This window comes from Serratia sp. PL7 (assembly GCF_945957435.1).
In genome coordinates, this window is the sequence record NZ_CAMFLB010000033.1 from 85,278 (window position 1) to 98,170 (window position 12,893).

Sequence of the window (12,893 nt, forward strand, 5' to 3'; positions counted from 1 at the left end):
AACATTGCCACTTTGTCCGTCCCCCTCCCCCTACACAGCCCACACTTGACTTATTTTGTCTAATTTGTATTTTAAGGACATGCACACTTTTTTGATTATCGTCCCCGAAGGGGGCATGCTATTCGAGCCTACGGGCATTGCCGATATCCTGATGCAAGCCAACCGCTTGAGGCCGACGGATACCGCGCATCCACCGTATCGGGTGTCGATTGCCACGACCCAGGCGCACCGCGTGATCCATGGGGGCTCAGGGCTGAATCTACTGGCCGATCACCGTCTCACTGATCTTGACCCTACGCTGCCACATGACACCATTATGATCACCGGCAGAGGTATGAGCGTTGAGGAAAGCGATATCGTCGTCAATTGGCTGCGTCAGGCTGCGCCGTATGCACGGCGGATCGTATCGATTTGCGGCGGTGCGTGGCTATTGGCTCAGGCCGGTTTGCTTGATGGCCGCCGAGCCACCACACACTGGCGGCTACTTGAAGCGATGCAAGCTCAATTCCCCAATGTCCACGTTGAGAAAGGCCCGATTTATCTTCAGGACGGCAATATCTGGACCTCCGCTGGCGTCAGTTCAGGCTTCGACCTCACCCTGGCTTTAGTGGAAGACGATCACAGCTTCACGTTAGCGCGCGATGTCGCCCAAGACTTGGTGATGTTCCTGCGCCGCCCCGGAGGACAATCTCAGTTCAGCCGTTTTCTGCTCAGCCAAGCCAGCTCGCCTGGTCCAATCCGGGACCTGCAAACGTGGATACTGCAAAATCTGTCCGACGATTTATCCGTTGAAAGGCTGGCGGAACACGTTGCCATGAGCCCAAGGAATTTTACCCGCGTTTTCACCCGTGAAACCGGGATCAGCCCCGCCAAGTATGTGGAAGAAGTCCGCCTCGACGTAGCACGGCAACACCTGGAACAAAGCTCGGATAAGCTCGAACAAATCGCCACCGCCACGGGTTTTGGCAACAGCCTCAACCTGCGTCGCGTGTTTGAAAGAAATCTACAACTCACGCCGTCAGATTATCGAGAGCGTTTTCACGCTCGCAACATGTCCTAAATTGATTGTTATTTGTCATTTACGCCAAATCACCCACGCACTATTTTGGAACCAGATAACTCACCTAGGAGCACATCATGGTCAAAGTAGGCATTAATGGATTTGGTCGAATTGGCAGAAACGTACTGCGCGCCGCGCTGGGTCGCAATGACTTTCAGGTGGTGGCAATCAATGACCTGACCGACAGCAAAACCCTGGCTCATCTTCTGAAATACGATTCGCTGCAAGGTACATTGGCCGCCAGTGTAGAAGCCTCTGAAGGGCAGTTACTGGTGGATGGCCAAACCATCCACGTCTTCTCCGAGCGCGATCCAGGCGCTATTGCGTGGAGCAGCGTGGGAGTTGATGTAGTCATCGAAGCCACCGGATTCTTCACCGACAAAGCCAAAGCTGAAGTACACATCACCAAGGGTGGCGCAAAACGGGTGATTTTATCTGCGCCCGGTAAAGACGATGACATCACGGTCGTGATGGGTGTCAACCATGAGAAATACGATCCCGCCTTGCATAAAGTGGTTAGCAACGGCAGCTGTACAACTAACGGTTTGGCACCGGCAGCACAGGTCCTGCACCAAAGCTTCGGTATTGAACATGGTTTGATGAACACCACCCATGCCTATACCAACAGCCAGGCCTTGCACGATCAACCTGAAAAAGATCTGCGCGGAGCCCGTGCCGCCGCACTGTCTATCGTGCCTTATTCTAGTGGCGCGGCGAAAGCGCTCGGTAAAGTGATCCCGGAATTGGACGGACGCCTGACCGGCTATTCACTGCGCGTGCCAGTGCCCGTGGTGTCGATTGTTGATCTGACCGTCACGCTCAAACGTGATGTGACGGTAGAAGAAGTGAACGCGGCATTTCGCAAAGCGGCAACCTCAGGACCCTTGCAAGATATCTTGGGCTACAGCGATGAGCCTTTGGTATCGAGCGACTATCAGGGTGACCCACGGTCATCAATTATCGACGGGCTGTCTACGTTGGTCATTGGCGGCAATCTGGTGAAGATCCTCGCCTGGTATGACAACGAATGGGCTTTCTCTAACCGTCTGGTTGACCTGGCTGTTTTGATGGATCAACGCGGTTTGTAATTTCTCTAAGCGGGCGCTCTATGCAGCGCCCCTTCTCGCCCCCCCCTCCTCTCCATCCGCTCCACAAACCAGCCAATGAATTTTAGCGAGGACCAGACAGAAAAGCGCCAGCCATCGGCTAGACTTTAACTTGTCAGTGTAATACTGCTGGTACGATACCTATAAAGAGAAAAATTACTTCATAAACAGAATACTATGGGTCATTACTCATCAAAGGAGCACGCTATGCGGATGTTTCTTGCAGTGGTCTGGACAGGGCTGTTATTGCTAACCATGCCAACTCATGCAGCAGAACCGGAACCCAGTACCGGGAGGGTCTCGGGTTGGTGGAATTCTTTAACCAGCGGAGTCGCACAAACCTGGGAGGATCCGCAATACCACGATTTGTATCTCCCCTTTATCAGTTGGCACGCCCGCTTTATGTACGACAAGGAAAAAACGGATAACTACAATGAGATGCCGTGGGGCGGTGGCTTTGGGATCTCCCGCTATAACGAAGAGGGAGACTGGAGCGCCCTGTATGCCATGATGTTTAAAGACTCCCATAATGAATGGCAGCCGATTGCCGGCTATGGCTGGGAAAAGGGCTGGTATCTGGATCAGAATCAAGATTTCCGCCTTGGGCTTGGAGTGACGGCGGGGATCACCGCACGCCGGGATTTCGGTAACTACATTCCATTGCCTATCGTGCTGCCACTGTTCTCCGCTGGCTATAAGCAGGCAACCGTTCAGTTCACCTATATCCCCGGAACCTACAACAACGGCAACGTGCTGTTTGCCTGGTTACGCTTTAGTTTTTAATAACCGGGGATTTATGGCGGGTAGAAAAAGGCCCATTTACTCATTTAAATGGGCTTTCTTTCGAGCAACTTACAACACACTGACCGTTCCGGTCTTACCATCCAGCCGAACACGCATGCCGTTTTCCAAACGGGTCATCACGCCCTTGACGCTCATTACGGCGGGCAATTGCAGCTCACGTGCCGTTACTGCTCCGTGAGATAGCGGCCCGCCGCTTTCGGTAATGACGCCACTGGCACGATAAAACAGCGTCGTCCAGGCCGGGTTGGTGGTGCGCGCCACCAGGATCGCTCCTTTGGGGAATAGGGCAAAATCTTCCGGGCTGTGGATCAGGAACACGTCGCCCTCAATGGTGCCGGGGCTACCCGCCAAGCCTTTCAACTCGTTGCCGGTCGGGATGTCTTCCGGATTGGCCTGCTCGCCGAAATTCCACGCTGGGCTTTGCTGCTTAGCCTGTTGCCAGCCCACCTTGTTATCTCGCACCGCCTGTGCCAGTGGTTCAAACCGATCCTGCCTCACCGCTTCATCAATCACGTTGAACGGTGCGAAGTAGATGTCGCTGGCCTCGCTCAATACCCCACGCGCCACCAGTCTTTCCCCCACCTCTTTGATCCCTTTGCGGAACGGCAACGTCAGGCGCGTGGTCTGGTAATGCTCCAGATCGTCCAGGTAGGTATAAACTCGGGCCAGACGGATCACTTCTTCAATAAAATAACGCATCCCTTCCGGGGCCTGGCTCAAAAACTGGTGCTGTGCCGCCGAGGCCGCCAACTTGGCATTCAACGCCTGTCCAGCCAAATCTTCATCGGCCAGCTCCACCAGCATATTCAACTGATCGAGCACGATATGCGGTGCCTCCAGCCAGGTTGGATAGTAGGCATCAAAGTCCAGCTCACGGTGACCATGGCGCTGCAGGAACTGCGTCAGCTGTGCCTCAAATACCGGGTAGGCGTGCAGTTGATTGACCAACTCTCTTGAAGGCAACTGTTCAAACGCCTGCTGCAAGGCCACGTCATTGCGTATCTGCCGGGAAAGCTCCCAAAGCTCCGCATTCACCTGCCCGGTTTTGGTATCGGAAACCGACAGCAGCAGGTCAAACATCGCTTTGGCCTCCGTTGGCGCCAGCGACATGTTCAGGATCTGGTAGAGCACGGCATACAATGTGCGCTGAGTTAGTGAAATGGCAATATTAGGCAGGAAGTAGCGTTTACCAGCATCGCGCACGTTCAGTACGTATTGCCAACACTCATCCAGTTTGCGGGCAGAAAGGTCTTCACGTAGCAGTGCACCGATCTCTAACAGGTAGGTATCCAGATCGCGCATCCAGAAAACAGGTAACTCCTGAACCCAAGAGTAGCGCCTGGCCAGCTCAGGGAGTGCCACCTGCAGTTGTTCGATAGAGCTGATGCCCCCCGGCATGCCGCCCGCATAGAGCTCTACCGCATTTTGATTGCCATAAATATAGAAATTCTTGATAGCAAACCACTTACCACCAAAGTGCGGCAGGCCCATCAACTCAAAGGAAAAGTTCAGCGATTCATGGAAACCCTCTTCGGCCAGATCCCAGGTCAGCGGGGTCACCGCATTGGGGAAGCGCTCTGCGGACTCATCACGCGTCCAGCGTTCAGGTACATAGGTCACTGGCCGTGATTGCAGCAGATAGCAGTCTCCGGCAGAAAACGCCCACTCGATGTCCTGCGGAAAACCAAAGAATGTCTGCGCCTGCCGGGCCATTTTTGCCACCATCTGGCACTGGGCATCGGTCAGCGAGGGTTGCCCCATCTGCTCGGCAGAGAGTGCCAGATGCTTAACCCCTTGAGTATCCTTGAGGATAATCTCGCGTTTGTGCCCGATATTGCGCTCCACCACAGTAAAGTCTGGTAGCGCTACGCGGAACTCATCGATTTCCTGCTCTCCCCCGACCACCGATTCGCCCAGCCCAAAGCAGGCATTAATCAGCACCTGGTTCAGATCGCCCTGCACAGGATCGATCGAGAAAGCGACCCCCGCACTGTCTGCTGCCGTCATCTCCACCATCTTCTGTACCACCACCGCCATTGAGGCATCCAGGTGGGCAAGACCCAGGCGAGAGCGATAAAGCATCGCATGCTCATGCCACAAGGAGGCGTAACAATCCCGTAGCGCTGTGAGGGTTTCTGCCATTCCATGTATATTGAGGAAAGTATCGTGCTGCCCGGCAAAGGCGGCGCCTGGCAAATCCTCAAAGGTGGAAGACGAGCGTACGGCAACTGCCCAGTGCTCCTCCCCCATTGCCTGCAACCGTTCGACAATCGGCTGCGACAGCGCCTCATCAATAGGTTGTGCGCGAATCAGTTGCTGAATACTCTGACTCTGCGCGGCGACATTGTCACTCTGCTGCAAAATAGCGGCGATCTGTGATTTTAGAGGGGCGAGAAACTGGCGGTATGCCCCGCTGGTAACGATAAACCCTGGGGGGACCGGTAAACCACCAGCGGTAAGGCGTGCCAGACTGGCACCTTTCCCCCCGCTCAGTTGCAGCTCGGTGGCACGGACATCGGAAAAGACCAACGTAAAATCTGTTGCTACGTGCATGTGCTATATCCTTAGCGTGGCATCGTGACGAAAATAACCGCAGTTGCGCAACCACGCCAGCACCGAGCTGGCGAGTAATGTCCCCGCCATCAGATCGATGCCATAGTGGTAGCGCAGATAGAGCGTTGCCAAGACCAGTCCGGCAACAACGGGGAAGATCAGCAAGGCTATCCAGCAGTGCCGCTGCAATAGCAGATAGCCGAGAATATACAGGCTGATACCGCAGTGCAGGCTGGGGAACACATCCATCCCGGTCCCTCCCTGTGCAACCAGGCCCACCAGAAAACCAGTGATCGCGCCCCCAAGCGGCGGATAGGTAAAGAGTTCGGGGAATTGCAGGTAAGGGCCAGCGGCAGGGATCAGGCCATAGCCGATAAAACCAAACAGATACATCAGCATCAAACCATAGAAGAAGCCACGGCTGGCCTGCGTTTTACGCTTAACGGCATAAACGATCACTGGCACCAGTATCAGCAGGTAAAAGGCGAGATAACACAGGCTCAGGATTTCCGAAAGCCAGTAATTTTCGAGCACGCGGACTCGCTCAGTCGCGCCAACGCCTGCAAACAGTGCGCGGTCTAACACCAGTAACTCGGTATCAAAGGATCTCTGTGTCACCAGGTGGATCGCCTTGAATAGCGGAAAAACCAGCCAACTGCAGGCAAACTGGATCACCCCAAGCCAACTTTTCCAACGTTCCGAACGGGCATAGGTGGCTTTGAACAGCAAACACAGGGCAAACAGGCCAAACGCACCGGGGATAATAAACTGGCGGTCCCCCAGGCGGATGGCACTAACTATCCCGGCCATCAAGATCAGAGCAATCACCCCAAGGTAGCAGCGATAGCTGAACCTCACGCCATACTTGGCTACCCCTGGATGAGGTTCGATACGACTATTCAAGCTTTGCCTCCTGCAAATTTACCCCGCCGCAGCCATCCTAACGCGGCCGCACCATAAAGCAGCAACAACCAAGGATAAAACATCACGGCTATCAACAAACAGGGGAGCCAAACCAGCGCCATGGCGAAACCACCAGCAAGGCGGAAAAAGGTGGTGGTATTGCGGCCATCGGCGCGGCGCCCTGTCCACCAGCCAGCAAGCCACACCGGTAACAGAGTAAGGATGAACAGCCGCCATAACAGCTGATCCCATAAAGAATGAGTTACCTGCGGGGCCGCGACAACAGGCTCACTTAACGTCTGCTGCTCTGCCTGCTTAAACGCCCGTGCGAAAGAATCCCCATCACGGAGAGAATTCCAGGCCTGCGCTTCCACCTGAGCCAGCATATGTTCATCACGGCAGTTAACAGAGACGCTGTCCAACGCCTGGCTCAGGCACTGTTGAATACTCTGCTCCCACTCTACTGCGCTGACATCGCCCTGCTCAGGCAGAACCAGAGGTTCACCCACCATCAGTTCGACGCCAGAGCCAACGCGATCCGGAGCCCGATAGAAGCAACCGGCAACCACCACCTGAAAACGACATTTATCCTGCATCAGCCGCCGGATAATTTTCGCCGCTCCAGGATAATAGGGTTGCGGCCCTGGCCCCCATTCGCTGGTACCTTCGGGGAAGACGATCACACTGCCGCCCTGCTTAAGATGAGCGATAGCATGCACAATAGGGTTCCCCGCCTGAGCGCGGCTATAACCATAACGCTGGCGATCCTTATCACGAACGACTGGGATCCCTGCGAACATTAACCGCAGAAAGCGCGAGCGCAGCAGTTGAACCGAGGTGAGAAACTGCGCGACGGGCAAAAGTTGGTTGAATACCCAACCGTCCGTCGCTCCGTTGCGATGGCTGGCTAGCAGCAGCGTTGGTATCTTGCCGTCCAACGGATCGATACGTTGCCCGTTCGGCGTCATGAATTTCAGGGAAGAATAGTAGAAGTGCACTAGCAAGCGGGCAACACAGCGGTGCCAAAGCGAGAGTGGCTGCCCTGGCGTAAAACGTAAATAGCCAGGTGTCTGGCTGGAAGCTCCCTGCTCCATATCCCTATGTCTCCCGAGGTCAAACGCACCGCGCCCATCAACCAGACGCCATGCCTACTTCTGAGCCCGCCCTTTGCAGACTCAGCGCTCCATCATAGCTGGACACAATCAGCTTTAACAACAGAAACCTCATGGAAATAAACGCTATCCTGGCACCCAATCTGCTCCATTTATTATCCAAGCAGGCGCAGTATGCAACGCCCCAACGCCACGAGCCGATTACGGTTTTGTCAGCAATAAAGGTCCCTGAGCCTTATAGCGACTTCACACAAGTGCAGTTGCAGATAGATTCATTCGGCCAACGCTTTACGCTATGCTGGGGTATCGCAAGAACCGAGGAAAAACAATGAATACCCCTAACAATACGTCGCTGACTGCCCTGCAAGCCCTCGACCAACTCGAAGTTCTGTATGACGCATCGGTCAACGCCTTGCGCGCTGCCATCAAACAATTTATCGCGGATGGTACCCTACCAGAGGCGCAGGCCCGTGCCTCGGGGCTGTTTTCCTACCCGGAACTACGTGTACGCTGGGATGGTGAACATCCCGATCATCCAAGAACTCGCGCCTATGGCCGTTTTACCCGGCCTGGCAGCTACACCACCACCATCACCCGGCCGCAGCTGTTCCGCCCTTATCTTGCCGAACAGCTAGCAATGCTGACCAGTGAATATGCCGCCGTGATCGAAGTCGTTCCCTCTCAACAAGAGATCCCCTTCCCTTATGTGATTGACGGCTCCGATCTGGCCTTGGACAGAACCATGAGTGCCGGGCTTACCAAGCATTTCCCCACCACCGAACTGGCGCAGATTGGCGATGAAAATGCAGACGGCCTGTCTCCTTTTGCCAACCATTTTCCACTCTCCCATTTCGACGCACTGCGGACCGATTTCTCACTGGCCCGCCTGCGGCATTACACCGGCACGCCAGTGGAACATTTTCAGCACTTTGTGTTGTTTACCAACTACACACGCTATGTTGATGAGTTTGTCCGCTGGGCGTGTAGCCAGATCGCCGATCCGGCCAGCCCCTATATCGCACTGTCTTGCGCCGGCGGGAACTTTGTGACGGCAGAAACGCCAAATCCAGAGCAGACGGTGTCCGATCTGGCCTGGAAGAACCACCAGATGCCCGCCTATCACCTGATCGCCAACGATGGCCAGGGGATCACGCTGGTCAATATCGGTGTTGGCCCTTCCAATGCTAAAACCATCTGCGATCACCTGGCAGTGCTGCGGCCCCATGCCTGGCTGATGATTGGCCACTGCGGCGGCCTGCGGGAAAGCCAGTCGATTGGCGATTACGTGTTGGCCCACGCCTACCTGCGTGACGATCATGTCTTAGATTCAGTGCTGCCACCGGATATCCCAATCCCAAGCATCGCGGAAGTTCAGCGCGCGCTGTATGACGCCACCAAAACGGTAAGCGGTATGCCGGGAGAAGCGGTAAAACAGCGGTTACGCACCGGTACGGTGGTCACCACCGACGATCGCAACTGGGAGCTGCGCTATTCGGCTTCCGCGCTGCGCTTTAACCTCAGCCGCGCCGTCGCCGTCGATATGGAAAGCGCCACCATCGCGGCACAGGGTTATCGCTTCCGGGTGCCTTATGGCACGTTGCTGTGCGTATCTGATAAACCGCTACACGGAGAGATCAAACTGCCAGGCCAGGCCAACCGTTTTTACGAAGGTGCGATTTCTGAACACTTGCAGATCGGGATTTGTGCCATCGACCTGCTGCGGGCTGAAGGTGAACATCTGCACTCACGCAAACTGCGCACCTTCAACGAGCCTCCGTTCCGCTGATACAAAGGACTGGCTTTGGCGCCCCTACAGCGCCAAAGCCAGCACTCGCGTCGGCTGATGATGGCTGGCGGTAATTTCCAGCAGGATTTCCCTCACCGCTCCCGCCGCCGCAGTGAGCGGCTTTTGGCCGCAAACCACCAACGCCAGCGGTACCGAAAGCGCTGGCGCATTGAGACGGATCATCCAGGCCTTGGCTGGGCCGATCGTCGCCCTGGCAAGCGACTCTGGCAGGATCGTCGCCCCCATTCCACTAGCGATAGCGGCGCAAAGCATACTGTGGGATTCGATCTCACCAATGACATTCGCCGTGAGTTGGCGCAGCGCCAGAGCCTCATCAACCAGGTCGCGCACCACGTCCCCCTCCCGCGGCAAGAACAGATTAAACCGGCTCACCGCCGATAAATCGATGCTGTTGCCCGGATGAGGGATGCTTCTCGCTGCGACCAGATACAAATCTTCTTTCGCCAACGCCGTGACGCTCAGGTTCGGTGGCATGTTCTGCCCGTACATCACCGCCATATCTAGAGCCTGCGTCACCACCTGTTGGCTCAACGTATTGCCGATATTTTCATGCAGGCTCAGCAAAATCCCAGGGTGTCGATCGCGTACCGCTTGCAACAGCGGCAGCGCCAACTGCGGGGCCGCACTGCCTTGTACCAGGCCGACCGCCACCTGACCAACCAGCGTTTCCCCACTGCTGATCACCGCTTGCTGGGCCTGCTCGCACTGCTGAAGAATGGTTTGCGCATGCGCATAAAGAATATTGCCGGCCTCCGTGGGCATCACTCCACGTTTGGTACGGATCAGCAATTGTTGTTTCAGTTCCCCTTCCAGAGTGGCAACTTGCTGGCTCAGCGCAGGCTGCGCAATATGTAACACCTCCGCCGCCTGAGTCAGGCTGCCGATATCGACGATCTTTACGAAATACTTCAAGCGTCTGAAATTCATCGTGGCTCCTACCTGCGGTTAACTGCGTTCAATATCAACTACTGCAACTACAGCAAAAAACGGGCCAGGCAGAACAAGCGGTGTGTTATCAGTCTAATTGATTAAAAAATAATGAAAGTTAACGATAAGATGGGAATGGATGAAGAGGTAAAACCGGGTTCTGCACCACACTGGGGCATTGCCAGTCCCCAGCATGGTTCAGATAGAAAAAAACCCGCCAATCATCTGGCGGGTTTGTTATAGGGTTATGGAGCTTTTTGCTCGGAGGCCGGTATTACATCCAGGATGCGTACGTTATAGACCATGGTCGCGCCCGGTGGAATATCCGGTGCCATGCCTTTCTCGCCATAGGCCAGTTCAGGTGGCACCACCAGCGTCATGTTACCGTGGTTCTTCAACTTGCCTAGCGCTTCACGGAACAGCGGTGGATAGGCGCTCAGCGGCTGCGAAATTGACGTCCCGGCCAGATCCATGTCCTTGATCACTTTACCGTCGGTCAAGCTCTCTTTAACCACCACGGCGACGGTATCCCCCTCACCAATCACGCTATCGCCAACATAGTCGATGCGGTAATAGAAGCCTTGCTTAGACTGAACAACGCGTGGCTGCTTCTTGAACTTATCGATATAGCTGCTGCCTTGCTTTTCGTTCTGCTGTTTGATCTTTTTATGCTGATCGTTCAGCTCCAACTCACTTTCATACAAGGCTTTGGCAATCTGTTCTTTGGCCAGTTTGGTCTGGCCATTGATCACATCGGTTACCCCTGCCAGTGCCAGTTGGCGGTTCACGTCTACACCCTGCGTCTTTTTGCTGTTGAGCAAATCCAGGATGTCATTACCCAACGCGGTACCGATCGCATAATCGCGTTTTTCCACCTGCGTTTTAGGCTCCGTGACCACGGACGTGCCAGCCGTTTGCTTTTTCTCGGCTGCAGTCAGCTTTTGCTGCAGTTGGGCGAGATCCTGCGCCTTCTGCTCATTATCTTTGGTTTGTGCCGCCAACTGCTCTTGCAGCTTGGCACTCTCCTGCTGACTCGCCTGTTGCAACTGGGCTATCTGCTGGGCTTTCTGCTCGCTATCTTTGGTCTGAGCAGCTAACTGCTCCTGCAGCTTGGCGCTCTCCTGCTGACTCGCCTGTTGCAACTGGGCTATCTGCTGGGCTTTCTGCTCGCTGTCTTTAGTCTGAGCGGCCAACTGCTCCTGCAGCTTGGCTCTCTCCTGCTGACTCGCCTGCTGCAACTGAGCAATCTGCTGGGCTTTCTGCTCGCTGTCTTTGGTCTGAGCGGCCAACTGTTCTTGCAGCTTGGCACTCTCCTGCTGACCCGTCTTCTGCAACTGAACGATCTGCTGGGCTTTCTGCTCGCTGTCTTTAGTCTGAGCGGCCAACTGCTCCTGCAGCTTGGTACTCTCCTGCTGACTAGCCTGCTGCAACTGGGCAATCTGCTGCGCTTTCTGCTCACTGTCTTTGGTTTGAGCGGCTAACTGCTCCTGCAACTTCACCAATTCCTGCTGGCTTTGCTGGAGTTGTTTAACCTGCTGAGCCTTCTGATCGTTATCTTTGCCATAAACCGTCAACTGTTCTTGCAGCTGCTTTATCTGCTGCGCTTTCTGTTCACTGTCTTTGGTCTGCACGGTCAGTTGGTCTTGCAGTTTCGCCAACGTTAGCAGCTCTTGCTGCAATTTCTTCATTTGCTGAGCTTGTTGCACGAAATCTTTGTTATTCAGCGCCAATTGCTCCTGCAACTGCTTGGCCTGTAGCGCTTTTTGTTCGCTATCTTTGGCCTGTGCAGCCAGTTGAGCCTGCAACTTGGCCAACTCTTGCTGGCCTTGCTGGAGTTGCTTCACCTGCAGGGCTTTCTGCTCATTATCCTTACTGGAAGCGGCTAACTGTTCCTGCAGTTGTTTGACCTGCTGCACTTTCTGCTCGCTGTCCTTGGCCTGAGTAGCTAACTGAGCCTGCAGCTTGACCAGCTCTTGCTGGTTTTGTTGCAGCTGTTTCAGCTGTTGCGCTTTCTCATCATTGGCTTTGGTTTGTGCGGCTAGTTGCTCTTGCAGCTTGCTACTGGCCTGTTGCAACTGTTTCACCTGCTCGGCTTTTTGCTCGCTGTCTTTGGTCTGGATAACTAGCTGTGCCTGCAACTCTGCGACGGTTTGCTTATTTTGTTGCAGCTGCATCACTTGCTGCGCTTTCTGCTCATTATCTTTGGTTTGCGCGGTCAACTGCTCCTGCAGCCTGGCGCTGGTCTGCTGCAGTTGCTTCACCTGTTCGGCTTTCAACTCACTGTCTTTGGTCTGAGCGGCAAGCTGTTCTTGCAGTTTTGCCAACGACTGTTGGTTTTGCTGCAGCTGTTTCAACTGCTGGACTTTTTCGTCAAGGTTCTGGGTTTGCGCGGTCAGTTGCTCCTGCAACTTGGCGCTCGCCTGTTGCAGTTGCTTCACCTGTTCGGCTTTCTGCTCGCTGTCTTTGGTCTGGGCAGCCAGCTGTTCTTGCAACTTCGCCATCGCCTGTTGGGTCTTCTGCTCGTTCTCTTTGCTGCGCGCCGCTAACTGATCTTGCAACTGTGTAACCTGCAGGGCCTTTTGCTCACGCTCTTTGGTCTGGGCAGCCAACTGTTCCTGCAA

Annotated in this window: 9 protein-coding genes; 4 read left to right on the top strand and 5 right to left on the bottom strand. The window is 54.8% G+C overall.

What is annotated here, in order from left to right:
• Positions 1–79: 79 nt before the first annotated feature.
• The 3 genes from N6G83_RS49095 to pagP all read left to right on the top strand — a co-directional run bounded on the left by N6G83_RS49095 (position 80) and on the right by pagP (position 2,949).
• The gene (locus tag N6G83_RS49095) at positions 80–1,060 is read left to right on the top strand and encodes a GlxA family transcriptional regulator (RefSeq protein WP_024530898.1); all 981 of its coding nucleotides are present in this window, start codon (positions 80–82) and stop codon (positions 1,058–1,060) included.
• A gap of 77 nt (positions 1,061–1,137) precedes the next feature.
• The gene (gene gap / locus N6G83_RS49100) at positions 1,138–2,148 is read left to right on the top strand and encodes a type I glyceraldehyde-3-phosphate dehydrogenase (protein WP_024530897.1); all 1,011 of its coding nucleotides are present in this window, start codon (positions 1,138–1,140) and stop codon (positions 2,146–2,148) included.
• Positions 2,149–2,421: 273 nt separating this feature from the next.
• The gene (pagP, locus tag N6G83_RS49105; protein ID WP_051372450.1) at positions 2,422–2,949 is read left to right on the top strand and encodes a lipid IV(A) palmitoyltransferase PagP; all 528 of its coding nucleotides are present in this window, start codon (positions 2,422–2,424) and stop codon (positions 2,947–2,949) included.
• A gap of 69 nt (positions 2,950–3,018) precedes the next feature.
• On the opposite strand, the gene N6G83_RS49110 is transcribed toward pagP, so the two are convergent.
• The 3 genes from N6G83_RS49110 to N6G83_RS49120 are packed head-to-tail and all read right to left on the bottom strand — an operon-like array spanning position 3,019 to position 7,520.
• A complete protein-coding gene (locus N6G83_RS49110) occupies positions 3,019–5,523 on the bottom strand; it encodes a PEP/pyruvate-binding domain-containing protein (protein WP_211134756.1) in 2,505 nt (834 codons plus the stop codon).
• A gap of 3 nt (positions 5,524–5,526) precedes the next feature.
• Complete coding sequence (locus N6G83_RS49115) at positions 5,527–6,426, bottom strand: phosphatase PAP2 family protein (RefSeq protein WP_211134757.1); 900 nt, start codon at positions 6,424–6,426, stop codon at positions 5,527–5,529.
• A complete protein-coding gene (locus N6G83_RS49120; RefSeq protein WP_211134758.1) occupies positions 6,423–7,520 on the bottom strand; it encodes a hypothetical protein in 1,098 nt (365 codons plus the stop codon). The genes N6G83_RS49115 and N6G83_RS49120 overlap by 4 nt, the downstream gene beginning before the upstream one ends.
• 346 nt (positions 7,521–7,866) lie before the next feature.
• Here N6G83_RS49120 and N6G83_RS49125 point away from each other — a divergent pair, with 346 nt between their 5' ends.
• Positions 7,867–9,324 carry an AMP nucleosidase gene (locus N6G83_RS49125; RefSeq protein ID WP_024530891.1) on the top strand — a complete coding sequence of 486 codons (1,458 nt, stop codon included), beginning with the start codon at positions 7,867–7,869 and terminating at the stop codon, positions 9,322–9,324.
• A gap of 24 nt (positions 9,325–9,348) precedes the next feature.
• Here the strand turns inward: N6G83_RS49125 and nac are convergent, their stop codons facing one another.
• Positions 9,349–10,272: a nitrogen assimilation transcriptional regulator NAC gene (nac, locus tag N6G83_RS49130; RefSeq protein ID WP_211134759.1), complete on the bottom strand. Its 924-nt coding sequence runs from the start codon at positions 10,270–10,272 to the stop codon at positions 9,349–9,351.
• A 245-nt stretch (positions 10,273–10,517) separates the two neighbouring features.
• On the bottom strand, positions 10,518–12,893 hold a 2,376-nt coding region (locus N6G83_RS49135; protein ID WP_260524230.1), incomplete at its 5' end, for an FKBP-type peptidyl-prolyl cis-trans isomerase N-terminal domain-containing protein.

Bases quoted from the DNA above. Each gene is read 5' to 3' on its own strand.
- pagP (WP_051372450.1), top strand. From the start codon at position 2,422: ATGCCAACTCATGCAGCAGAACCGGAACCCAGTACCGGGAGGGTCTCG.
- gap (WP_024530897.1), top strand. From the start codon at position 1,138: ATGGTCAAAGTAGGCATTAATGGATTTGGTCGAATTGGCAGAAACGTA.
- N6G83_RS49110 (WP_211134756.1), bottom strand. From the start codon at position 5,523: ATGCACGTAGCAACAGATTTTACGTTGGTCTTTTCCGATGTCCGTGCC.
- N6G83_RS49095 (WP_024530898.1), top strand. From the start codon at position 80: ATGCACACTTTTTTGATTATCGTCCCCGAAGGGGGCATGCTATTCGAG.
- nac (WP_211134759.1), bottom strand. From the start codon at position 10,272: ATGAATTTCAGACGCTTGAAGTATTTCGTAAAGATCGTCGATATCGGC.
- N6G83_RS49125 (WP_024530891.1), top strand. From the start codon at position 7,867: ATGAATACCCCTAACAATACGTCGCTGACTGCCCTGCAAGCCCTCGAC.
- N6G83_RS49120 (WP_211134758.1), bottom strand. From the start codon at position 7,520: ATGGAGCAGGGAGCTTCCAGCCAGACACCTGGCTATTTACGTTTTACG.